The 22,616-nt window shown below is 52.8% G+C and carries 27 protein-coding genes and 1 pseudogene; 3 read left to right on the plus strand and 25 right to left on the minus strand.

Features of this window, described 5'->3' with window-relative positions:
* Positions 1–84 precede the first annotated feature (84 nt).
* The 3 genes from DPV68_RS01800 to DPV68_RS01810 are packed head-to-tail and all read right to left on the minus strand — an operon-like array spanning position 85 to position 1,234.
* Complete coding sequence (locus tag DPV68_RS01800) at positions 85–534, minus strand: hypothetical protein (protein WP_114165141.1); 450 nt, start codon at positions 532–534, stop codon at positions 85–87.
* A 12-nt stretch (positions 535–546) separates the two neighbouring features.
* On the minus strand, positions 547–969 hold the full coding sequence (fabZ, locus tag DPV68_RS01805; RefSeq protein WP_114165142.1) for a 3-hydroxyacyl-ACP dehydratase FabZ: 423 nt from the start codon (positions 967–969) through the stop codon (positions 547–549).
* Positions 970–982: 13 nt separating this feature from the next.
* Positions 983–1,234 carry a DNA-directed RNA polymerase subunit beta gene (locus DPV68_RS01810; protein WP_114165143.1) on the minus strand — a complete coding sequence of 84 codons (252 nt, stop codon included), beginning with the start codon at positions 1,232–1,234 and terminating at the stop codon, positions 983–985.
* Positions 1,235–1,439: 205 nt separating this feature from the next.
* Between DPV68_RS01810 and mscL the strand changes: the two genes are divergently transcribed.
* The gene (gene mscL, locus DPV68_RS01815) at positions 1,440–1,817 is read left to right on the plus strand and encodes a large-conductance mechanosensitive channel protein MscL (RefSeq protein ID WP_114165144.1); all 378 of its coding nucleotides are present in this window, start codon (positions 1,440–1,442) and stop codon (positions 1,815–1,817) included.
* Between the two features lie 27 nt (positions 1,818–1,844).
* Here mscL and DPV68_RS01820 read toward each other — a convergent pair whose 3' ends face one another.
* The 4 genes from DPV68_RS01820 to DPV68_RS01835 all read right to left on the minus strand — a co-directional run bounded on the left by DPV68_RS01820 (position 1,845) and on the right by DPV68_RS01835 (position 6,170).
* Positions 1,845–2,942, minus strand: a complete 1,098-nt coding sequence (locus DPV68_RS01820; protein WP_232819452.1) for a glycerate kinase family protein — start codon at positions 2,940–2,942, stop codon at positions 1,845–1,847.
* Between the two features lie 64 nt (positions 2,943–3,006).
* On the minus strand, positions 3,007–3,789 hold the full coding sequence (locus DPV68_RS01825) for a flagellar hook-basal body protein (protein ID WP_114165145.1): 783 nt from the start codon (positions 3,787–3,789) through the stop codon (positions 3,007–3,009).
* Positions 3,790–3,800: 11 nt separating this feature from the next.
* A complete protein-coding gene (locus DPV68_RS01830; protein WP_114165367.1) occupies positions 3,801–4,574 on the minus strand; it encodes a flagellar hook-basal body protein in 774 nt (257 codons plus the stop codon).
* Between the two features lie 117 nt (positions 4,575–4,691).
* Positions 4,692–6,170, minus strand: a complete 1,479-nt coding sequence (locus DPV68_RS01835) for a sensor histidine kinase (protein ID WP_114165146.1) — start codon at positions 6,168–6,170, stop codon at positions 4,692–4,694.
* Between the two features lie 24 nt (positions 6,171–6,194).
* Between DPV68_RS01835 and DPV68_RS01840 the strand changes: the two genes are divergently transcribed.
* The gene (locus tag DPV68_RS01840; RefSeq protein ID WP_232819453.1) at positions 6,195–6,383 is read left to right on the plus strand and encodes a hypothetical protein; all 189 of its coding nucleotides are present in this window, start codon (positions 6,195–6,197) and stop codon (positions 6,381–6,383) included.
* A gap of 371 nt (positions 6,384–6,754) precedes the next feature.
* Here DPV68_RS01840 and DPV68_RS01845 read toward each other — a convergent pair whose 3' ends face one another.
* From DPV68_RS01845 to DPV68_RS01920, 16 genes are all read right to left on the minus strand, one after another.
* Positions 6,755–7,516, minus strand: a complete 762-nt coding sequence (locus tag DPV68_RS01845; protein ID WP_114165147.1) for an SDR family oxidoreductase — start codon at positions 7,514–7,516, stop codon at positions 6,755–6,757.
* On the minus strand, positions 7,517–7,951 hold the full coding sequence (locus DPV68_RS01850) for a DUF4275 family protein (protein ID WP_114165148.1): 435 nt from the start codon (positions 7,949–7,951) through the stop codon (positions 7,517–7,519).
* A 102-nt stretch (positions 7,952–8,053) separates the two neighbouring features.
* Entirely contained in the window at positions 8,054–9,040 is a 987-nt protein-coding gene (mreB, locus tag DPV68_RS01855) for a rod shape-determining protein (protein WP_021066145.1), read from the minus strand.
* 77 nt (positions 9,041–9,117) lie between these two features.
* The gene (gene murA / locus DPV68_RS01860; protein WP_114165149.1) at positions 9,118–10,419 is read right to left on the minus strand and encodes a UDP-N-acetylglucosamine 1-carboxyvinyltransferase; all 1,302 of its coding nucleotides are present in this window, start codon (positions 10,417–10,419) and stop codon (positions 9,118–9,120) included.
* Positions 10,420–10,662: 243 nt separating this feature from the next.
* Positions 10,663–10,881, minus strand: coding sequence for a DUF1146 family protein (locus tag DPV68_RS01865; protein WP_114165150.1), 219 nt, complete (start codon positions 10,879–10,881; stop codon positions 10,663–10,665).
* Between the two features lie 196 nt (positions 10,882–11,077).
* Positions 11,078–12,274, minus strand: a complete 1,197-nt coding sequence (locus DPV68_RS01870) for an EAL and HDOD domain-containing protein (RefSeq protein WP_114165151.1) — start codon at positions 12,272–12,274, stop codon at positions 11,078–11,080.
* Between the two features lie 177 nt (positions 12,275–12,451).
* Positions 12,452–12,862: a F0F1 ATP synthase subunit epsilon gene (locus DPV68_RS01875; protein ID WP_114165152.1), complete on the minus strand. Its 411-nt coding sequence runs from the start codon at positions 12,860–12,862 to the stop codon at positions 12,452–12,454.
* Positions 12,863–12,890: 28 nt separating this feature from the next.
* Positions 12,891–14,309 (minus strand): F0F1 ATP synthase subunit beta, encoded by a 1,419-nt coding sequence (gene atpD, locus DPV68_RS01880; protein WP_021066140.1) that lies wholly within the window; start codon positions 14,307–14,309, stop codon positions 12,891–12,893.
* Positions 14,310–14,343: 34 nt separating this feature from the next.
* Entirely contained in the window at positions 14,344–15,201 is an 858-nt protein-coding gene (gene atpG, locus DPV68_RS01885) for an ATP synthase F1 subunit gamma (RefSeq protein WP_021066139.1), read from the minus strand.
* 36 nt (positions 15,202–15,237) lie between these two features.
* Positions 15,238–16,746, minus strand: coding sequence for a F0F1 ATP synthase subunit alpha (atpA, locus tag DPV68_RS01890; RefSeq protein WP_114165153.1), 1,509 nt, complete (start codon positions 16,744–16,746; stop codon positions 15,238–15,240).
* Positions 16,747–16,764: 18 nt separating this feature from the next.
* Positions 16,765–17,298 carry a F0F1 ATP synthase subunit delta gene (locus tag DPV68_RS01895; RefSeq protein ID WP_114165154.1) on the minus strand — a complete coding sequence of 178 codons (534 nt, stop codon included), beginning with the start codon at positions 17,296–17,298 and terminating at the stop codon, positions 16,765–16,767.
* Positions 17,298–17,825, minus strand: coding sequence for a F0F1 ATP synthase subunit B (gene atpF, locus DPV68_RS01900; RefSeq protein WP_029594688.1), 528 nt, complete (start codon positions 17,823–17,825; stop codon positions 17,298–17,300). The genes DPV68_RS01895 and atpF overlap by 1 nt, the downstream gene beginning before the upstream one ends.
* 71 nt (positions 17,826–17,896) lie before the next feature.
* On the minus strand, positions 17,897–18,118 hold the full coding sequence (gene atpE, locus DPV68_RS01905) for a F0F1 ATP synthase subunit C (RefSeq protein ID WP_012727360.1): 222 nt from the start codon (positions 18,116–18,118) through the stop codon (positions 17,897–17,899).
* A 68-nt stretch (positions 18,119–18,186) separates the two neighbouring features.
* A complete protein-coding gene (gene atpB / locus DPV68_RS01910; protein ID WP_114165155.1) occupies positions 18,187–18,924 on the minus strand; it encodes a F0F1 ATP synthase subunit A in 738 nt (245 codons plus the stop codon).
* Positions 18,924–19,352, minus strand: a complete 429-nt coding sequence (locus tag DPV68_RS01915; protein WP_114165156.1) for an ATP synthase subunit I — start codon at positions 19,350–19,352, stop codon at positions 18,924–18,926. Before DPV68_RS01915 ends, atpB begins: the two co-directional genes overlap by 1 nt.
* Positions 19,349–19,576: a hypothetical protein gene (locus DPV68_RS01920; protein ID WP_114165157.1), complete on the minus strand. Its 228-nt coding sequence runs from the start codon at positions 19,574–19,576 to the stop codon at positions 19,349–19,351. Before DPV68_RS01920 ends, DPV68_RS01915 begins: the two co-directional genes overlap by 4 nt.
* A 646-nt stretch (positions 19,577–20,222) precedes the next feature.
* On the opposite strand from DPV68_RS01920, the pseudogene DPV68_RS01925 reads away from it, so the two are divergent.
* Positions 20,223–21,218 (plus strand): annotated as a pseudogene (locus tag DPV68_RS01925) (FAD-binding oxidoreductase); the annotation flags it as partial.
* Here the strand turns inward: DPV68_RS01925 and DPV68_RS01930 are convergent.
* Complete coding sequence (locus DPV68_RS01930) at positions 21,164–21,709, minus strand: CHASE3 domain-containing protein (RefSeq protein WP_114165158.1); 546 nt, start codon at positions 21,707–21,709, stop codon at positions 21,164–21,166. The pseudogene DPV68_RS01925 and the gene DPV68_RS01930 sit on opposite strands and share 55 nt — an antisense overlap.
* 158 nt (positions 21,710–21,867) lie before the next feature.
* On the minus strand, positions 21,868–22,497 hold the full coding sequence (gene upp / locus DPV68_RS01935) for a uracil phosphoribosyltransferase (protein WP_021066126.1): 630 nt from the start codon (positions 22,495–22,497) through the stop codon (positions 21,868–21,870).
* Between the last annotated feature and the right edge of the window lie 119 nt (positions 22,498–22,616).

Here is a 22,616-nt window from a genome sequence, read left to right on the forward strand (position 1 = left end):
AATCATCTTTACTTGTATATCGGATGATTTTCAGGAAATGTGCACGAAAAAAACGGATGTTTTCGACAAAAACCATCCGTTCGTTCATTCATTTGTCGAATTTATAACCTCGAGCGGTATCGACACCTCGGCCTCACCGTCTTCTCCGATATGGAAAAGCGGCAGCGTCTCGGTGACGAATAAATCGGGGTTCAAATCCGCTTGATAGACGTACGTCCGCACATCCCCTTCACGTTCAGCGACGATTTCACCGAACGGGATTGGGACACGCGTGCCGTCGACTTCATAACTGACAATCGTCGTCGGGTCGAGGCGACGGTCTTCGAGCATCCGAATCGTGAACAGCATCGTCGAGCTGTTCGTCCGCTCCAGTGAGACCGCAATCGATTCCGATTGGCCGGCCCGTTTATTGATCATCGCATCATCGACGTCCTGCTCGAACACGACGTTCTCTTCGACCGGGTCATCTTGCACTTGTTGGCAACCGACAATTGTTGCCAATCCGATAATCAAGGCAATCACCAATGCACGCATCTCGTTCTCTCCTCACTTCAAGGCGAAAGTGAGCTCCGCAACACACGCCACTTCTCCATCGACCGTCGCCACGGCGCGCCCTTTACCGATCGGTCCGCGCGCTTTCAAGATCTCGACCTCGAGGCGCAATTGGTCGCCCGGGACGACTTGACGTTTGAAGCGACATCCGTCGATGCCTGCGAAGAACGCGAGCTTGCCTCGGTTTGCCTCTTGCTTGAGCATGGCGAACGCGCCGACTTGCGCGAGCGCCTCGACGATCAAGACGCCAGGCATGACGTTATAGTCTGGGAAATGTCCATTGAAGAACTCTTCGTTCGCCGTCACATTCTTTAATCCAACGGCCCGTTTGCCTTCTTCGACTTCAAGAATCCGGTCGATGAGCAAAAACGGGTACCGATGCGGGATCACTTCTTTAATCTGTTCAATCGTGTACATGGTTCCACCACCCTTATGAGGTTAGCCAAAAATCGGTGATATGGCGCCACGTGTCGATGTTGAACACGTCCTTCCACTCGCCTCCGCCAATCACGCTGTACCCGATGATGGCCCCAATCGCAAGCATCACGAAAGCCAACAACAAGACAACGATGACGCGTAACAAGATCGGGAAACGTCGATGGTTTGACAATCGCTTCCGCTTCGTCCGCTCTTTGGACTCGGTCTGTTCCGAGCCGTTCTGTTCTTCGTTCGCCACGTCCATACATCCTTTCAGCTGAATTGATTATAACATATTAGTACCAGGTAATAAAACTATTGCATGAGTTCCATCTAAGTGTAACGTATCTCCAAATGTCGAACAAGCGTCCGGTCTAGAACAAGAGGAACGCTTTTATGAAATATTCCTGCCCGCTTCCACCGATGCTATGCTACCGTAAGAGTATTCATCCTATAGGAGGTACTATTTCATGTGGAAAGAATTCAAAGAGTTTGCCATCAAAGGCAATGTGATCGACCTCGCCGTCGCCTTCATCCTCGGGGCCGCCTTCACGGCCATCGTCACGTCGCTCGTCAATGACATCTTCATGCCGTTCCTCGGCATCCTCATCGGTGGCATCGACTTCTCGATGCTCGCAGTGTCGGTGCTCGGCGTGAACGTGACGTACGGCAACTTCCTGCAAGAAATCGTCAAGTTTTTCCTCGTCGCCTTCGCCTTGTTCATGATGGTCAAAGTGTTGAACCGTCTGAAACGCGAGCAAGCGGTCGAAGAGACGCCAGAGCCGGAACTGTCGCGTGAGGAACAGCTCCTGTCTGAGATTAGAGACTTGTTAAAAGAACGTCCGTGACGTAAAAACGCCTGAATCAAAATCGGTTCAGGCGTTTTTGTCGAGGATCGACATTACTCGACTAACGGCGTTCGTGAGAAGCGGTTCTGCCTGTTGCATCGCTTCCTCGAGCGTCATTACCCGGGAAACGATTGGGAACACGGCTTGGATACCGACGTCTGGCACATCGACTAGGTCAGTCTGTCCAGCGAACACGAGCGTCGGGATACCATGCGCATGGGCGAGTCGGGCCAGCCCGTACGGCGCTTTCCCGTGGAGCGACTGTTCATCGAACCGGCCTTCCCCGGTGATCAACCAATCGGCCGTTCGCAACGTCTCCTCTAGGTTCGACCACCGTACTACCTCGTCAATCCCGCTCCCATATACGGCTCCGAGTTGATAGAGCGCGAAGCCGATCCCGCCGGCCGCGCCCGCTCCAGGTTGTCCCGTCACATCACGCTCGAAGCAACGGGCATACGCGGCGAGCTGTTCGTCATAACGGGCGACGTCCGTTAGCGCCAATCCTTTCTGCGGACCGAATACGGCCGCTGCCCCTGATGGTCCGAGGAGCGGATTCGTCACGTCCGAGGCCAGACGCCACTCGACATGACGCGCTTCCGGGAGGAGTCCGGTCCAATCGACTTGCGCGACGCGCTCGAGTTGATGCGGGAACGAATCAATGACATGCCCTGTCTCATCAAGAAAGCGGACGCCGAGCGCCTCGAGCAAGCCTTTCCCTCCATCGACGGTCGCGCTCCCGCCGAGACCGACCGTGATGCGTGTCGCCCCGTGCCCAAGTGCATCTTTAATCTGCAGTCCCGTCCCATAAGAACTGTAGCGCCACGGGTCGAGCACGTCGATGAGGGTGAGGCCAGACGCCTCGGCAACTTCAATCACCACCTCGCGCGTTCGTTCCGACCAGCCATACCGGGCTTTCCGCACCGTCCTGTCAAGCGACATCACGTCTTGCGTGACCACCTCGGCCTGCGGGTGCGTCAAGAGCCACGCGTCCAAAAAACCTTCGCCGCCGTCTGAGATTGGCACCTCGATGACGTCATGTTCAGCGAGCGCTTCGCGCACCGCCCGATTGGCTTCCACGCTCGTGAGTGACCCTTTGAACGAATCCATCGCCACGACAATTCGCATGTCCATCCCTCCTCCGCTTCATTATAATGTAAAAACCGCTCCTCCGAAGAAGAACGGTTCATCATCATGGACGGAGCGACGTGACGAGCCCCATCATCTGGTCACTCATCGACAGCGCCCGTGAGTTCATCTGATACGCGCGTTGGGTGATTGTCATGTCGGTCATCTCTTTCGTCAAATCGACGTTCGACGATTCGAGCGTCCCTTCAATCAACAGATTGCCGAGCGGACGATCGACGTCCGCCGCCAAGTCAGCCGCATAGACGTTGTCACCGAGCGGACGCAATGCCGACGTGTTACGCACCTCGACGATATCGAGACGGCCGAACTCTTGCTCGACCCCGTTCACGCTGGCGACGACCATGCCGTCTTGACGGACGCGGTGCCCCGTCGCCTCGTTCGGCATGTCAATCGGATTGCCGTCCGCACCAAGGAGGGCGTTGCCGTTCACGTCGACGAGCGTCGTCGTGTCACCGACCGACAGTTGCAGGTTCCCGCTCCGAGTCAATCCGATACCGTTCTCCGTCTCGACGGCGAAGAACTGGCGGCTTGCTTTCAAGAACACATCAAGGCCACGGTCGGTCTTCCGAATCTGACCGATATTGAACTGTTGACTGATGTCCGCGACGTGGCCCCCGACCCCGATACGAATCCCGTTCGGCGTGTCACGTCCGACTTCAAGTTCGGCACGCGGTTGATTGTCATAAGCCTGTGACAAGAGCGAAGCGAAATGAGTCTGTTCCCGCTTATAGCCGGCTGTGTCGACGTTGGCGATGTTATGGCCCGTCACATCAAGCTGACGCTGGAGCTGTGTGAGTGACGATACCGAATTATAAATCGATTGCATAAGCTTCCTCCTTAACGAATCCGAGCGATTTCAATGGCCCGCTCGGCACTCTTGTCATACGCTTGGACGACTTTTTGGTTCGCCTCGAACTGACGATACGTCGTCATCAAATCGGCCATCGTTCGATCGAGATCGACGTTCGCCTCTTCAATAAATCCTTGCTGGAACTGAACGTTCGCAGCGGGCAGGGCGTCTCCATTGACCCGATAATCGTTCCCGACTTGTTCGAGTGTCGCCAAGTCATCGATTTGGACGGCACCGAGCGTCGCCACGTTTTGACCGAGCGACGTGATTTGACCGTCGTCTGACAAGGTGAACTCACTTGACGGCAATTGAATCCGCGCGCCGGCATCCGAGAGGATGTAGCCGCCGTCCGCTGAACGCAAGAAGCGCTCCTCATCGACCGCGAAGCGTCCGTTCGTCGTATAGAGCGTCTCACCGTTTTGTTCAACGGCAAACATGGCCGCTCCGGTAAAGTCAGCCGGTACTTTCATATATACGTCAGTCGGGCTGCCCGTCTCCGAGATGCTGCCTGTCGAGAAACGTGGCATCGTCTCTTGCAGATAGACGCCCGTCGACAGCGTGCCGACCTCACCTTGTACGCGTGATCCCGCATTCCCAGAGTGGCTCACTTGAGCGAGCAACATTTCCGGGAATGAACGGACGACGCCGTTTGACGCCTTGAATCCAGGTGTCCGGACGTTTCCAAGGTTATTGCTTAAAATCTCTTGTTGACGTTGAAGCGCGTTCATCGCGCCTGCCGCCGTATATAATCCGCGTAGCATGGTCGTCTTCCCTTCATCGTTCAAATTCTTCACTTCTTATATCGTACCAAAGGAACGCTTCGTTTACCGTTTTTCTAAAAAAACTAAAAAACCACTTCCTCGTGAAGTGGTTTTGCATCAAGCGACAATCGGAAGTTCGACCGTCATAATCGTCCCATTCCCCAATTCCGAACGTACGTTGATCGTCCCTCCGTGCGATTCAATAATCTCTTTACAGATGGCGAGTCCGAGGCCGGTGCCTCCAATATGGCGACTCTGCTCGCTCTGAACACGGTAGAACTTCTCAAACAGTCGTTCGGCATCTGCGGGCGCCACACCCATCCCTTCGTCTTCGATGGCGATCCGGATGACATCGTCCTCGCACGAGACGTTGACGACAATGTTACCGCCGTCGGGTGAATATTTTATGGCGTTGTTCAAAATGTTCGAGAACACTTGACGCAGTTGCGCCGGGTCCCCGGAGACGCGAAGCGTTTCATCACATTCGAAATGAAATGCATGCAACTCGGTCGAACCGGCATGAATCTCAAGGACGTCCGACAATAGTTCGAACAAACTCTCGACTTTGAAGTCTTGCTGGCCCTTACCGGCCTCCATCTTCTGCACGTCGAGCAAATTGCTGACAAGCCGCTCGAGTCGGGTCTTCTCGCTATGAATCATGCTCAAGTAGCGTTTCCGCTTCTCTTCGTCGACATGACGATGTTCAAGTAGTTCGGTAAAGCCGAGAATGGATGTGAGCGGGGTTCGAAGCTCATGAGAGACCGTCGCGACGAGTTCCGTCTTCAAGCGGTCGACTTCAATCTCTTTCGTGATATCCCGCGACACAAACATCACGCCGAAACGTTCGTCCTGCAGTTCAATCGGTTCGGCGTACATCCGTACGGTACGTCTTCCCCTTTGCATCGAATACGTAAACGTCTCGTCAAAAATCCCACAGTTTTTGGCCCGGTTCGTGAAGCGCTTGAAACCGTCTTGGTCATCAATTTGCGCCATGAAGGGTTCATAAAACGCGTCGATTGGATACAGGCTTTGACGGTCTCCAAACAGGAAAGGTTGTTCATACAGATTAAATAGTGCCTCGTTGGCGAAACATTGATTGGTGTCCGTCTCGACGAAGACGATGGCGTCACGCATCGTGTGCAAGATGCGGGCTGTCTTCTCCCGCTCCTTCTCGAGTTCATCGTGCTGGTGAATCAACGAGCTTGACATCTCCGAGAACGATTTCGACAATTGTCCGACCTCGTTTTGGAGCGGTTCGATTGGAATGAGCGTGGCGTACGGGTCGACCGCGAGTCGTTCACTGTTCGCTATGAGTGCTTGGAGTTGCTTTGTCAAACGTACGACGTACGGTTGCAAACTGACGAACAAGATGAATAAAGCACCAAGCAAAATGAGCAACCACATCCATTGGGCTTTGGCGAGCTGTTCGGATAACTCTTCCCGCAAGCTCGTCTCTTGAGAGTCAAGTTCGGACCGATAATCGGTGAACACCGATTCCATATCGACGATGCTCGCGCTCATATCGGCCGCACTGCTCGATGGCTGATTGCCGAGACACTGTACCCAGACATTGATGAGCCGCAACGTGCGCTCCACAATGTCTACAATCTCATTTATCGCTTGAAGAAGACGCTCGCCGAATATGATTTAAGCATCTCGGTCCAGACGATCAACAACGGCTATTCGCTCCATTTGGATGATGCCTGTCTATGCGACTATCATGATTGGTTGGACGCAAAAGAAAAGCCGTTCACGCAGGCGGACTTGAGCGCTCGTCTCTTCGTGGACAAAGACTATATGTGGCATTAAAAAAGAGCTTTACCAGAATCCAGGAGAAGCTCAGCTCATAGACTATTGCGAAACATCTTGCTCGTCGGCCCCCACACTTTCCGTAGACAATCTCGGAGCCGCATCACGACTCGCGTCGCTACTGGGTCTCCGTCGGATTGCTTTCCTGTCGGAGTCGGGGCGCCCTTGACGAGCAATGCAAACGGTCGCCTTCAGGCGGCCGTTTTTCATTCCTATCATCCTTCATTTACATATTGACCTTCAAAAACAAAAGAGGGTAACTATAGACCGTCTCTTCCCAATCAGTAAATAAAAAAACGAACCAACTCGCTGTTTGGCGAATCGATTCGTTCACATCCTGAGTTTCTCCCCGTCTATGGGAGAGGCTCGTTTTAACGTCCGACGAAACCGCCGTCGACGTGGAGATGTTGACCGTTGACCCATGCCCCGTCCGGCCCCATGAGGAAGGCGATATAACGCGCCGCGTCCTCAGGTGTGCCGACACGTCCATGTGGGAACAGCGGCTCGAGCTGTTGACGGAACGCGTCATCAATCCAACCTGAATCGGTCGGACCCGGGTCGAGCGCGTTCACGGAAATCCCGTACTGCCCGGCCCCGTTGGCGAGTGCCGGCGTGATCGCAATCAGCATGCCCTTTGTCGCGATATAGGCCAAATTGGACGCATCCGCACCGCCAGACACCATAAACAGGATGCGTCCGTCCGTATGCCCCGCTTGTTTGTACCGCTCGATGAAGCCGAACGTCAGACCGAGCGTCCCTTCGTTGTTGACGAGATAATGACGGCGGAGCGTCTCTATCGTGAACGTATCGACGCTCACGTGCCGCTCATACGTCGCATTGTTGATCAGACGGCTTGGCGTACCGAGCGCCGCCTCGACGCGGTCGAGTAGCCCTTCTGCGTCTCCAGACGTCAGATTATACGACTCATGGGCAACGCGAGCTCCTGATGCCTGTAATTCGGCGACGAATCCGTCGATGAAGTCTGGCTCTGCCCCAACGCCTTCCGTGCCGTCAAACGGGCTCCAGTGCGTCAGATATAGGTCATGGCCAGCCGCAGCAAGTTTTCGTGCGATGGCCGCCCCGATGCTTTGCATCCGGCTGACGCCGGTAATGAGTGTGAGTGGTCGTGTCATTCAATCATCCCCTTTAGCCTTTAATTTAGTGAGAAAATACGGTCCCCAATCCGCTTCATGCGGGATGACATACGTCCATGTGTAAGCCGGATCGACGATATAGACGTCCGCATAGTCCATCGTTGCGGCAATCAAGTCTTTTCTCGCAAGTGGTTTGGCTTGCGTCAAATCGAGCTCGAGCATATCGTCCGAATGCTGAAAGAAGAGCAGCGCTTTCCACTTCGCGGCCCGTTCGAACGCTTGATCCGCGGCTGTTCCGACGAAACAGCCTTCATCCCATGCCACAATATCCTCCCACAGATAAGGGGAAAGCCGTATCCGCTGTTCTGGTCGTATGAAGTTCATTAGCCACGTCTGACGAGCTTCTTGACCACGGCTCTCAATCTCTGTGACCTCGACCCCTTTCGAAGTCAATGGCTCAATCAATGGATTCATCTGCAGCCCTCCTCCCTTAGTCTATCCATTTCCAGGAAATTCGGACAGTCTTGAATGCAAAAAAAGGCACGACGCCTGCAGACGTCGTACCTCTATATCGTATTACTTCAAGCGATCCAAGTGCTCAAGCATGATGCCCGTGCCGTGCGCGACACTGAGCGTCGGCTCTTCGGCGATCATGACCGGCAACCCGACACGCTCGGCCACGAGCTGGTCGATGCCGTGGAGGAGCGAGCCGCCGCCTGTCATGATGATACCACGGTCGATGATATCGGCCGCAAGTTCCGGAGGCGTCTGTTCGAGGACACGCTTCGTCGCTTCGACGATCTCGTTCGCCGACTCGGCCATTGCTTCACGGAGTTCTTCCGACGTGATGGTTACCGTACGCGGAAGCCCACGCACCATGTCACGACCGCGGATATCCATCGTCTCATTACGTCCGCCCGGGAAGACCGTCGCAATCTCTTTCTTGATTTGCTCGGCCGTCCGCTCTCCGATGACGAGCTTATGCTTGTCCTTGATGGCGCGGAGGATGTCCGTATCGAAACGGTCCCCGGCGATTTTAATCGTTTCACCGCAGACGATATCACCCATCGAGAGGATGGCAACGTCTGTCGTCCCGCCACCGATGTCGACGATCATATGCCCGACCGGCTTCCAGATGTCCATGCCCGAACCGACCGCTGCTGCTTTCGGTTCTACGGCGAGGAAGACTTCTTTCGCCCCGGCCTTCTCGGCCGCCTCACGGATGGCTTTCGCTTCGACCGGTGTCACGTTCGCCGGCGTACAGATGAGCATGCGGATGCCGCCAAAGAAACCGCGGACTTGAATCTTCTCGACGAAATGACGAAGCATCTCTTCGGTTGTCGCGAAGTCAGCGATGACGCCGTCACGGAGCGGACGGATGGCGACGATGTCACCTGGTGTCCGTCCGACCATCTGATACGCCTCTGTCCCGACAGCAAGTACTTTCCCTGTCGAACGTTTGATGGCAACGACGGATGGCTCGTCGAGGACGATGCCTCGACCTTTGACGTGGATGACGACGTTTGCTGTTCCTAAATCAATCCCGATATCTTTTGAAAACATGGTGTGTAGGTTCCTCCGTTCGTTACTTCATTGAAAAGAGCGAGAAGAGTCTCTCCTCGCTCCTATGAGTCTATTAATTAGTTCTTCACCATTTCTTCGGCAACTTCGACAGTACCTTCGATGCGCTCGATGTCAGCACCGAGAGCTTGAAGTTTCTTGTGGAAGTCGACGTAGCCACGGTCGATGTGGTAGAGATCGCCAACGCGTGTCTCTTCGTCTGCGATGAGTCCAGCGAGGACGAGAGCGGCACCGGCACGAAGATCAGTCGAGACGACCTCAGCACCTTGGAGGCGAACGCCGCCTTTGATGATGGCCGAACGTCCTTCGATTTTAATGTCTGCGTTCATGCGGCGGAATTCTTCGACGTGCATGAAGCGGTTCTCGAATACCGTCTCCGTGATGACTGATGTGCCGCCGGCTTTTAAGACGAGCGCCATCATTTGAGCTTGGATGTCCGTCGGGAATCCTGGGTGCGGCATCGTCTTCACATCGACCGGCTTCAACTCATCCGGTGCGATGACGCGCATGCCTTCCGACGTATCCTCGAACTTGACGCCCATTTCTTCCATCTTCGAGATGAGCGGACGAAGATGCTCGCGCTCAGCGCCGATGACTTCGATGTCGCCGCCTGTGATGGCACCTGCGACGAGGAACGTACCGGCTTCGATGCGGTCAGGGATGATTGAATGTTCAGCGCCGTGAAGCTTCTCCACGCCTTCGATGCGAATCGTTTCTGTACCGGCACCGCGCACGTGTGCACCCATACCGTTCAAGAAGTTGGCAAGGTCGACGATTTCAGGTTCTTTGGCGACGTTCTCGATGACTGTCGTCCCTTCAGCGAGGACCGCCGCCATCATGATGTTCTCTGTCGCGCCGACAGATGGGAAGTCCAAGTAGATCTTCGCACCTTTCAAGCGACCGTCGACTGAAGCTTCGACGAAGCCGTTACCAATGACCGTCTTCGCGCCCATTGCCTCGAAGCCTTTCAAGTGGAGGTCAATTGGACGTGAACCGATTGAGCATCCGCCCGGCATCGCAACACGTGCATGTCCGAGGCGAGCAAGGAGAGGACCCATGACGAGAATCGAGGCACGCATCTTGCGGACGTACTCAAGTGGTGCTTCGTCTTTGATTGTACCCGACGCATCGACAGTGACTTCGTTATTCGCTTCGTCAAACGAAACCTCTGCACCGAGGTGACGAAGTACTTTGTTAATCGTGTACACATCAGCAAGGCGCGGCACGTTTTGTAACACCGACTTTCCTTCACTTGCTAAAAGAGTGGCAACCAATGTTTTGAGTACGGCGTTTTTTGCTCCTTCAACACGCACAGTACCTGACAATTTACGTCCTCCACGGACTACAATCAAATCCTTCATATCTCTCTTTGTCCTCCAACTTCGTTGATTTTTTGTTTTATGCGTCGAGATCCGTTACCGGATGCAGTTATGTCGATTACTATGATGGTTTGTAACACGTGACGTTTCATCAGAGAGAAAATAATGAATAAAAATCTAAAATGAAATCTGATGAAAATTCGTCATGTCAGACGAATTTATCCTACATGATAAATATAGACGAAACGTTACAGCAGGATTACAGTTTAGTAATCACTTCTGTAGCTACTGTAATGGTGCGAGCGCCTGAGCCAATCGGATATATTCCAAAAAGAACTGGGCGATCAGGGAACCGAAGACGACGGCCACGAGGACGCGCAAGACAGCAGCTTGCGGACTTCTCACTTGATTGAGCACACGATCCCATTTGACCGGCATGAGTGCCCACCAAGCGACATAGATCGCTACGACGTAAATGACGAGCGATAAGACGGTGTTCAACATCGACGATTCCCCTCTTTTCAAAAATTCGTACCATTTTTAATCATAGCATGTCGCATTAGAGAAAAAAAGACTTAGCGTATAAGTGAGTAGTGGAATGGGTTCATCCGATCAACTCGCTTTCTCTCCAGAAACCGCATACAAAAGGAACGTCATCGGCGCATGGCCTTAGTACAGTAATTGACGTCCCTTCAACATTTCAAACATTATTCACTTCAACATCATACGTTTGGTTCCATCGAATCGCCTCGACATAGTAGCGAGACAAGTCCGGCGCGTCCTCCTCGACCCGTATCGTCAACTGTTCATAAGCGAGTACCATATTGAGCAACTCACGTAAGTCGTTATCTTCTCCGAGGAGTGCCGCCTTGACGACCGGCTCGACCGGGAGTTCCGAGACGAGCGTTTGCATCGTTTCATCCAAGATGACGTCGAGTGATGAAAAAATCCCGGTGATGAATGCATCAAACGCCTTCACATACGGCAACGTCTCGGCCGCGATCAACTCCATCATCTTGCCACGGATGACACTCTGTTTAATCAATTCTTTGGATTCGGACGTCTGTAATTCACGGAGCAACATCAAGTAAGACCAGCGGCGCAGTTCATCGAGACCGATGCGCGCGACGGCCTGCTCGATCGACTGAATCGTATGTCGGCCTTTTTGATAGACCGTGTTGACCGACCGAAGCATCTTGTACGACAAGTCGACACTGCGTTCGATTTGATTCGCAATATATCGGAAGTTCGGGTCGGGCGTATCGAGTTCTTTCAACACTTCGACGAGCGTGTGCCGAAGTGGATGGACCTCGGCACCATGGACGACCGTCGGCCGACTGAAGAAGTAACCTTGGAACATGTGGTAGCCGAGTTTTTTTGCCGTCTCGTACTCGAACGGCGTCTCGATCTTCTCCGCTAAAAATTCGACTCGGTGCCCGAGCGCATCGATCAATCGTTTCTGTTGGTCAATCGGCGTCGCTTGATAATCGATTTTGATGATATCGGCAAGGCCGATGAGCGGTCGATACTTCTCTTCGAACACGAAATCGTCGAGCGCGATGGTGTACCCTTTCCGTCGTAACGAGCGTAAGGCAGCCAGTACTTTCTCGGTCGGTTCGACGTGTTCGAGCACTTCGATGACGAGCGTTTGCCGGGGCAACAGAGTCGGCACTTCACTTTCAATCAAATTTTGCGGAAAATTGATGAACGCCCGCGTCCCTTCCGTCAGTTCTCGAAAATTGAAGACGAGATAGGCGTTATGAATCACGTCGGCGGTCGCAAGTGCATCGTCGACATGTTCAAATATATTTTTCTCACTGCGGCGATACAACAGCTCATAGCCACAGATCCGTAGTTTTTGATCAAAAATGGGTTGACGCGCCACATAAACTTTCATTTTGGTATCTCCTTTGCAATCGTTCCACTTATATTATCGGATGTGGTCTCTCTGTCTTCCACTGTTCGGACGCAAAACTTCTGATACTTTTGTCCTACATATATATAGAAGTAATCTGTAGCTTCCATTCGTATGAACCAAAAAAATCTCCCCTGCGGCAGCAGAGGAGATGTTTGGTTATTCTTTGATATCGCGAATGCTCAAGCGGTTGATCGCTTTTTTGAGCGCGAGCTCCGCACGGCGGAATTCGAGGTCCGAGAGCTTCGTGTCTTGAAGACGACGCTCGGCACGAACTTTCGCCGCAGAAGCGCGGTCGTAGTCGATCTTATCCGCCATTTCGGCTGTTTCAGCTAAGATCGTCACCGTGTCGGGACGAACTTCCATGAAACCGCCGCTGAGTGCGATCAGCGTGCGTCCACCATCTTCGTGGCGCAGTTTGAGAACTGAGATATCGAGCGGTGTCACCATCGGGATGTGTTTCGGTAAGATACCGATTTCACCAGTCACCGATTTTGCGACGACCATCCGTGCCTCGCCCTCATAGGCTGCGCCATCCGGGGTGACGACGTTGACGTGAAGCGTATTCATCGTCTAGTTTCCCCCTTCCGTGTAGGTCTTAGACCAACGTCTTCGCTTTTTCGATGACGTCTTCGATTGGACCAACGAGACGGAATGCATCTTCTGGAAGATCATCGTGTTTGCCATCGAGGATCTCTTTGAAGCCGCGGACTGTCTCTTTAACTGGTACGTACGAACCTTTTTGGCCTGTGAACTGCTCAGCCACGTGGAAGTTTTGTGACAAGAAGAACTGAATGCGACGCGCACGGTGAACCGTGAGCTTATCGTCTTCAGACAACTCGTCCATACCGAGGATTGCGATGATATCTTGGAGCTCTTTGTAACGCTGAAGCGTCTGCTGGACGTTGCGGGCTACTTCGTAGTGCTCTGGTCCGACGATGTCAGGCGAGAGGGCACGTGAAGTCGATGCGAGCGGGTCAACGGCTGGGTAAATCCCCATCTCCGAAAGACGACGCTCCAAGTTAGTCGTTGCATCAAGGTGAGCGAACGTTGTCGCTGGAGCCGGGTCAGTATAGTCATCGGCTGGTACGTATACGGCTTGAATCGATGTAACCGATCCTTTAGCTGTTGACGTGATCCGCTCTTGAAGCATACCCATTTCCGTCGCGAGTGTCGGTTGGTAACCTACGGCAGATGGCATCCGACCGAGAAGGGCCGAAACTTCCGAACCTGCCTGTGTGAAACGGAAGATGTTATCGACGAAGAGAAGAACGTCTTGTCCTTGCTCATCGCGGAAGTACTCTGCCATTGTAAGACCCGTCAAGGCTACGCGAAGACGCGCGCCCGGCGGCTCGTTCATCTGACCGAAGACCATCGCCGTTTGCTTGATAACGCCTGAGTCCGTCATCTCGTGGAACAAGTCATTTCCTTCACGCGTACGCTCGCCGACTCCTGCGAATACAGAAATCCCGCTGTGCTCTTGCGCGATGTTGTTGATAAGTTCCTGGATGAGAACGGTTTTACCTACACCGGCACCACCGAAGAGGCCGATTTTACCACCTTTGATATAAGGTGCGAGAAGGTCGACGACTTTGATCCCTGTTTCCAAGATCTCAACTTTTGTCGACAATTCATCGAACGTCGGTGCGAGACGGTGAATCGGTGACCGACGGACAGTCGGTGACACTTCTTTATCGTCAATCGGGTTACCGAGTACGTTGAAGACACGACCGAGCGTCTCTTCTCCGACTGGTACTGAAATCGGTGAACCTAAGTCAAGTACTTCCATGCCGCGGCGAACGCCGTCCGTTGAGTCCATCGCAATCGTACGGACCGTGTCATCCCCAAGGTGAATCGCTACCTCGAGCGTCAAGTCGACACTGACATCTTGCGCCGATTCAGCCACGTGTGTGACTTTAAGGGCGTTATAGATGTTCGGTAAGTGGTTGTCGAACTTAACGTCGATAACTGGGCCCATGACTGCGACTACGCGGCCTTTCATGCCGTATTCGTTCATCGTGTTAGCCTCCTACAATCTAGAGGGCGTGCGCTTATTCAAGCGCAGCCGCACCTCCGACAATCTCTGTGATTTCTTGTGTGATCGCCGCTTGACGCGCGCGGTTGAACTTGAGCTTGAGTCCACGGATGAGTTCATCCGCGTTATCTGTCGCATTCGACATCGCCGTCATCCGAGCCGCGTGCTCCGATACTTTCGCATCGAGGAGCGCGCCGTAGATGAGTCCTTCCGCGTAACGCGGGAGAAGCGCTGCTAAGATCGTTTCTTCTTCTGGTTCATATTCATACATCACATTGGATGCGGTCTGTTCGATATTCCCAAGCGGAAGCAATCGATCGATCTTCACTTCTTGGCTGATGACAGAGATGAATGAGTTGTAGCAGAGCTTCAATTCATCGATCTCGCCTTCACTGAACGCGCCGACCGTCTGTTTGACGATCTCTGCGACTTCAACGAATGATGGCTGGTCGTTTAATCCTGTCATGGCACTGTACACCGGAATGTTACGGGCCTTGAAGAACTGAACGCCGACCTTCCCGATCACGTACAGACGGTACTCGTCTGTTGAACCGTGTTTGGCTTTCAACTCGCGATACACGTCACGAAGGACGCTGGCGTTATATCCACCAGCAAGTCCGCGGTCTGACGTGATGACGATATAGCCGGTCCGTTTGACGGGACGGACTTGAAGCATCGGGTGTGTTGCGCCTGAAGTACCGCCGGCAATCGACGAGATGACTTCCTGCAACTTGGTCATGTACGGCTTGAAGTTGGCGTTGCTCCCTTGAGCGCGGTTCAATTTCGAGGCCGACACCATGTTCATCGCTTTCGTGATTTGCTTCGTGCTTTGGGTCGAGGTGATCCGCATCTGAATCTCACGTAATGATGCCATTTCGATTCACCACCTTAATAGACGCTCGTCACCGGATTAAACCGATGGCGAGAACGTCTTTTTGAATTCCGTAAGTGCATCGACCATCGCCTCGTCAGCAGGAAGGTTTCCTGTTTGACGGATTTCACGGCAGAGGTCCGCACGGTTTTGGTCGAGCCATGCGTTCATTTCTTTTTCGAAACGACGGATGTCTTCGACTGGGACGTCATCGAGATGACCTTTCGTGAGTGCATAGATGATGATGACTTGCTTGTCGACCGAAAGCGGTGCGTTCAAGTCTTGTTTCAAGACTTCAACGGTACGTTGTCCACGGTTGAGCTTCGCTTGTGTCGCTTTGTCGAGGTCCGACCCGAACTGGGCGAACGCTTCGAGCTCACGGTATGACGCGAGGTCAAGACGGAGCGTACCAGCAACTTTCTTCATCGCTTTCACTTGAGCCGAACCACCGACACGCGATACCGAGAGACCGGCGTTAATCGCTGGACGTACCCCTGAGAAGAAGAGGTCCGACTGAAGGAAGATTTGACCGTCTGTGATCGAGATCACGTTCGTCGGGATGTAAGCCGAGATATCCGACGCCTGTGTCTCGATGAACGGAAGAGCTGTGAGCGAGCCGCCACCGAGTTCGTCATTCAACTTCGCCGCACGCTCAAGAAGGCGTGAGTGGAGGTAGAAGACATCCCCTGGGTAAGCCTCGCGGCCTGGAGGACGACGGAGAAGAAGCGAGAGCTCACGGTAGGCTGCCGCTTGTTTCGAGAGGTCATCATACACGACGAGGACGTGTTGTCCGCGGTCCATGAAGTACTCACCCATCGATACCCCTGCAAATGGTGCGAGGTAGAGAAGGGGGGCCGGCTGTGAAGCCGATGCCGACACAACGATCGTGTAATCGAGGGCGCCGTTTTGACGGAGCGTCTCAACTACGCCACGGACAGTCGATTCTTTCTGACCGATGGCGACGTAGATACAGATCATGTTTTCTTCTTTTTGGTTGATGATCGCATCGATTGCGACCGAAGTCTTACCAGTCTGACGGTCACCGATGATGAGCTCACGCTGACCGCGACCGATTGGTACGAGGGCGTCAATCGCCTTAATCCCAGTTTGGAGCGGTTCGTGTACTGACTTACGGGCCATAACGCCGTAAGCTTTACGCTCGATCGGGTTGTATGTGTCCGTCACGATCGGTCCGAGACCGTCGATTGGTTGTCCGAGCGGGTTGACGACGCGTCCGAGGAGCGCTTCACCGACTGGAACTTCCATGATGCGGCCCGTACGTTTTACCGAGTCGCCTTCTTTGATGCCTTTGTAGTCGCCAAGGATGATAATCCCGACGTTACCTTCTTCTAAGTTTTGCGCCAAGCCCATTACGCCGTTAGAGAACTCTACGAGTTCCCCCGCCATAACGTTATCGAGTCCGTATGCACGAGCGATACCGTCACCTACTTGAATGACTGTACCTGTCTCACTGACTTCGATTTCAGAACCGTACGAAGCGATCCGCTCTTTTAGCAGGGCGCTGATTTCTTCAGCTTTGATCGTCATTGAATTCACCCCTATTTCTTACGCATTCAACAATTCACGCTCGAGGCGTGTTAGTTTGTTTTCGATTGTGTCATCATACGTCGTGTAGCCGATTTGGACACGGAGTCCACCGATGACGTCTTCATCGACGACGTTCTTCAATTGAAGCGTCTTGTTCATCTTCTGACCGAAGACGAGTTCGACTTCTTTCAACTCTGTTGCCGACAACGGGTAAGCACTCGTGACGAACCCTTCGGCGATGCCACGGTAGTCGTTGATGTAATCAAGGACGTAGCGCGACAAGCCGCGAACTTCGCTCGCACGGTCGTTTTCGACCATGACGAGAAGTGTGTTGAGCACGATATCTGTCATGTCACCAAAGCTATGTGTTAAAAGCTGTGCAAGCTCGCTGTCACTGATTGCCGGATTCTCTAAGAGATTCGCAAGTTCAGGAGTCGCGTGGAGCACTTCATCGAGCAGACGCACTTCCGCTTCGACTTGGTCGAGCGTGCCTTGTTCCCGCGCTAAGTCGAAGAGCGCTTTGGCGTAGCGTTTTGCTAACGATGTGTTCATCAGTTAGCACCTTTCGCTTTAGACAGGAAGTCTGTAACGAGGGCACGTTGTTTCGCTTCGTCGCCTTTAAGGTCTGACTGAAGGACGTGGCGTGCGGCCGAGAGCGCCTGTGTGACGACTTCGGTCTGGAGCGATTGTTTTGCGAGCTCACGCTCACGTTCGATCGCTTTACCCGCCTCGATTTTGATTTGTTCGGCTTCCAAACGCGCCTGCTCCACCAAGCGTGCTTGTTCCGCTTCTGCTTGACGACGGCTTGAATCAAGCATTTCTTTCGATTCTGTACGTGCAGCGCTAAGCGCGTCACGTTGTTCGACTACATATGTTTCCGCATCTTTGCGGCTCTTTTCAGCGAGCTCGATTTCGTTCGCTACATACTCTTCACGCTGTCTCATCATTCCAAGGAGTGGTCCCCAAGCAAATTTCTTCAACAGGGCCAAGAGTACGAGGAATGTGAAAAGTGTAAAGATCATATCCAGGATGCGGAGGCCTTCGCCACCAGCACCAGCTGCAATCATCATCGTATCCATGCATACCCTCCTCTTGACTAAATAAGTGAGGGAGACACGCTCCCTCTTACGTTGTTCTCGTTAACTCGTAATCAAGAGTTGAGGAGAAGGAAACCGACAGCCACACCGATGATCGGGAGGGCTTCAACCAAACCGATACCGATGAACATTGTTTGACGAAGTTCGTTTTTGAGTTCTGGCTGACGTGCTTGTCCTTGTACTGTTCCGTATACGATGAGACCGTTACCGATACCAGCCGCGAGTGCTCCAAGACCGATAACGAGTGCTGTTGCGAGAAGATTGAGTTGTTCCATTGTGTATATTCCTCCTAAAAGTTAAGTAAATAGTTTTTTTGTTCAACGCTTTGGCGAGACAAACCGAATTAATGCTCGGCAGAAGCTTTATGCCCGATGTAGACCATTGCAAGCGTCAGGAAAATGTAGGATTGGATAACCCCGATAAAGATTGAGAAGCCTTGCCATAAAATCATTGGGAGAACTGCGAACACAGCACCGAGCGGGTTAAGTGCCCCTTCTGCGGTAATTGCGAGTCCCAAGATGATGGTAATCATGATTTCACCGGCAAAGATGTTACCGTAAAGACGCAGACCGAGCGTCAAGGTGTTCGCGAACTCCTCGATGAGCTTGATCGGCAATAAGAACCAGACCGGCTTCACGAATTCCGCCGAGTAGTGCTTCAAACCGTGTAGCTTCACGCCGTAATAGTGCGACATTGCAACGACGAGTGTCGACAATGCCAACGTGACGTAAGGATCGGCCGTCGGTGAGTTGAACCATAGATAGTGACCAGAAATGACGTTAAACGGTAGACCCATCAAGTTCGAGAAGAGAATGAACAAAATCAACGTCATTCCAAATCCGATGAAACGGCCACCTGTCTTCCAGTCCATCGCACTCGAGATAATCCCGCGTGTGAATTCCGCGAAGAATTCCATTAAGTTCTGCTTACCGGTCGGCTTCATAGCCAAGCGTCGCGTTCCCCAAACGGCAAACGTAAATACGAGTAGTGATGCGATCAGCACCGTAATGACGTTCGTCCAGCTCCCATATAACGTATAATCTCCGAGTTGTAGAGAATATGTGGGAAACTCATGACCCATTAGTATTCACCTCTTTTCCTGCTGAGCTGGGCAAGTGTGAACTCGCCAAATTGTATGATGTGGCCGGCGATTAGACCAGTTACCACCGCGATCAGCGATACTCGATCCTCATAAAAGAGACCGACTATCACGGCTAGCGCACCGACTGCCATTCTTGAAACAGTCCCGTGCGACTTTGGGCGTCGTCCATGTTCGATGACGTCAAACATGCGAATGACGCTTCGATTCTGCATATGTAGAATGATGAGACTGGCGACCCCGCCTAGAAACAACCCGAGAAACACCGGTTTGTACATAGGGACGATGAGCGCTCCGATGAGGAGAATGGCGAACCATCCGATAAACCACTTCGTATAGCGTTTCATCAACTGCTGCTGTGCTTTTCTGTCTGCTTGCACTTGTTGTAGTTCTGTTTGTTCTAGCTTCATTCGTCCTCTCCTGTCAGTAAACTTCGAAGGGTGAGAACGAGCGCCGTGATCCCGAAAGCCATTCCGAGAAGCACTGACACATTCCAACCAAACGTGCCCCAAAATTCACGTCTCGCCCCGTATTGGCCAACGAGATAACCGATGACGATCGGTCCAGCGAGCGCGGTCGAGATTTGAGAGGCGAGCGAGGCATAAGATAGGTAACGATTGTCTTTTTTCGTCATCCCCATCCCCCTTTCAGGCTACCGAGCTTCCTTCCATCATCACCGGGTTCACACTCGCGTGACCATCAAAAGTCACACAAGTTCAGAGTACTGGAAATGGCATAAGAAGTCAATTGATTTCACAATTATAAAAGCGCTTTAAATCAAGTCGTATCAAGGCTTTTACGCAGTTCACAAACTAAATTAAAATCGGTAAATTTTAAGAAAGTGTGAGGAAACGGTGAAACAAAAATGTTGACTTTATAACATTTCACATTACGAACCAGATGAAGAATAGTTCAGTTATACCTTCACGTTTTGGAAATTACAATGCAAAACGGCTTACGTTCACAAAAGGTTTTGAAACAAACGTTGACCCGATTTTGAAATCGTTTACATCGTCCTGTATCAGTATACCGATTATCTTTTTGTCATGTCGAGGGGTTCTGACGAATTTGTAGTGATGAATATCACACCGCCTTTTCCGAGCAGTCAATCGCCTGGAAAGCCCTTCCTATCAACCCGAAATGGGTGGACAATACCAGTTCGAATGGCTACGATTACGATGTAAGCGCTATCTAAAAATGTGTCAATTTTGTGACTTTCGAAACCGACGCCCGCATCGAATGCATGTTGATGCGTGTGAGGAGGAACTAGAATGGATTGGATGGCCCAACTACGCGAGGAAATCGGCGCCGATGTCGTCTTCACGGACTCGACGACCCGACTCGCCTATTCATTTGACGCGACGCCGAACTATCAAGCGATGCCAGACGCGATCGTCGCCCCCCGCTCGACCGAGGACGTGCAGGCCGTGTTGCGGCTGTGCCACGAACACCGGATCCCCGTCGTCCCACGCGGATCGGCGACAAATCTTGCCGGCGGCACGACGCCGCTTTCCGGTGGTGTCGTCATGGACTTCCGTCATATGGACAAGATTGTCGAGATCGACGAGAAGAATTTGACGGTGACGGTCGAACCGGGCTGCATCACCGCCCATTTGGCACAAGCCGTCGAGGCGAGAGGCCTGTTTTATCCGCCGGACCCGAGTTCGATGAAAATCTCGACGATTGGCGGCAACATCAGTGAGAACTCCGGCGGCTTGCGTGGGCTGAAATACGGGGTCACGGCCGATTATGTGCTCGCGCTCGAGGCGGTGCTCCCGAACGGCGAAGTGCTCCGTACGGGCGGGAAGCTCGCGAAAGACGTCGCCGGTTATGATTTGACCCGTGTCCTCGTCGGCTCGGAAGGGACGCTCGCCGTCATCACGCAAGCGACGCTCAAGCTCATCCCGCTCCCCGAGACGAAACAGACGATGCTCGCCTATTTCGAGGACTTGGACAGCGCGGCCCGGACGGTGAGCCGCATCTTCGAGAACCGCATCATCCCGGCGACACTCGAGTTCATGGACAAGAAGACGATCGAGGTCGTCGAGGCGTATGCGAACATCGGACTGCCGACAGACGTCGGTGCTCTCCTTCTATTAGAACAGGACGGACCGCGTGACGTCGTCCGGCGCGATATCGAAGCGATGCACGCCGTTTGTCTCGAGGAAGGGGCCTTGTCGGTCGAAGTGGCCCGGGACGAAGCGCACGCCGAGACGTTGCGCTATGCGCGGCGCATCGCCTTATCCGCCCTGGCCCGCCTCAGCCCGACGACGATCACGATCACCCACTTCGCCGAGCTCGAGGCGGTATCACTCCGGATTGACGCCTGTTGAATAATGTTGTCGATATCCTCACGAATCGCCGCATCGACGTCCCGGAACTGGTTGATATAGTCGGTTCCGCTATAGCGACGCGCGTTCGCTGTCAGAACATCCCCCGCTTTGATGAGTTCAATTTGAGATTCGTGGAACGCCTCCATCTGTCGGATGACATGAATCGTCTCCGACAACGAGCGCTTCGTCGCTTCATACTGTTCGAGTGACGGGGTGTCTTGATTATATGTATAGCCTCGGACCGACAGCTCTTGATCGAGCAACAGCCGGAGCAGCTCTGAGGCGGCGTTCGCAATCGGGATCGCCTCTTCGACGATACGACGGTTCTCTCGTTCGATATTTTGAAACGCGCTATAGCTCCAGATGCTCGTCAAAAATAGCGCCATCAAAGAAATAAGCAAGTATGTTTGTAGTCGTGAGAATTTAGTCTTCATGGCGTCTCATCCTTTTTTTCCGACATCGGCCCGATTTGCGGCCTCTTCCTTCTTTACTATCGGCCGTGACAGAAAGCTTCTCAACTATTTTGAATCGATTGCGGCACATTCCACATAAAAAAAGAGGATCACTTGGATCCTCTTCATCAGATACATGCTTATTTCGTTCCGAACAAACGGTCACCTGCATCACCGAGTCCTGGGACGATGTAACCATGGTCGTTCAACTTCTCGTCTAGTGCGGCGAGATAGATTTCGACGTCCGGGTGTTCGGCTTGAACACGTTCTACACCTTCAGGGGCTGCACAGAGGCAAGCGAGTTTGATTGACTTGGCACCGTGCTTTTTAAGCGCGGCAATCGCATCAGCGGCAGAACCACCTGTCGCAAGCATCGGGTCGACGACGATGAAGTCACGCTCTGTGACGTCCGTCGGCAACTTGAGATAGTATTCGTGCGGCTCGAGCGTCTCCGGGTCACGGTATAAACCGATGTGACCGACTTTGACGTTCGGCATCATTTTGAGGAAGCCATCCACCATGCCGAGTCCTGCCCGTAAAATTGGGACGATTCCCAATTTCTTGCCGGCGATCATCTTTTGTGTCGATACAGAGACCGGTGTCTCGATTTCCACATCAGTAAGCGGAAGGTCGCGTGTAATTTCATATGCCATGAGTGACGAAACCTCGTCCACGAGTTCACGGAACTGCTTCGTCCCCGTCTCTACTTTACGCATAATCGTCATCTTGTGCTGAATCAATGGGTGGTCATAAACGTGTACTTTGCCCATCATGCTTCACTCCTCTCTCAATCTCTCTTGAGCATTGTACCCTAACTTTTCTGAGAAAGGTAGGGTCAACTTCTGTTTTCGAAGAGGTCAGACGAAACCCGAAGGAACGATTCGATCCT

Source organism: Exiguobacterium sp. TNDT2, from assembly GCF_003331145.1.
GTDB lineage: Bacteria > Bacillota > Bacilli > Exiguobacteriales > Exiguobacteriaceae > Exiguobacterium.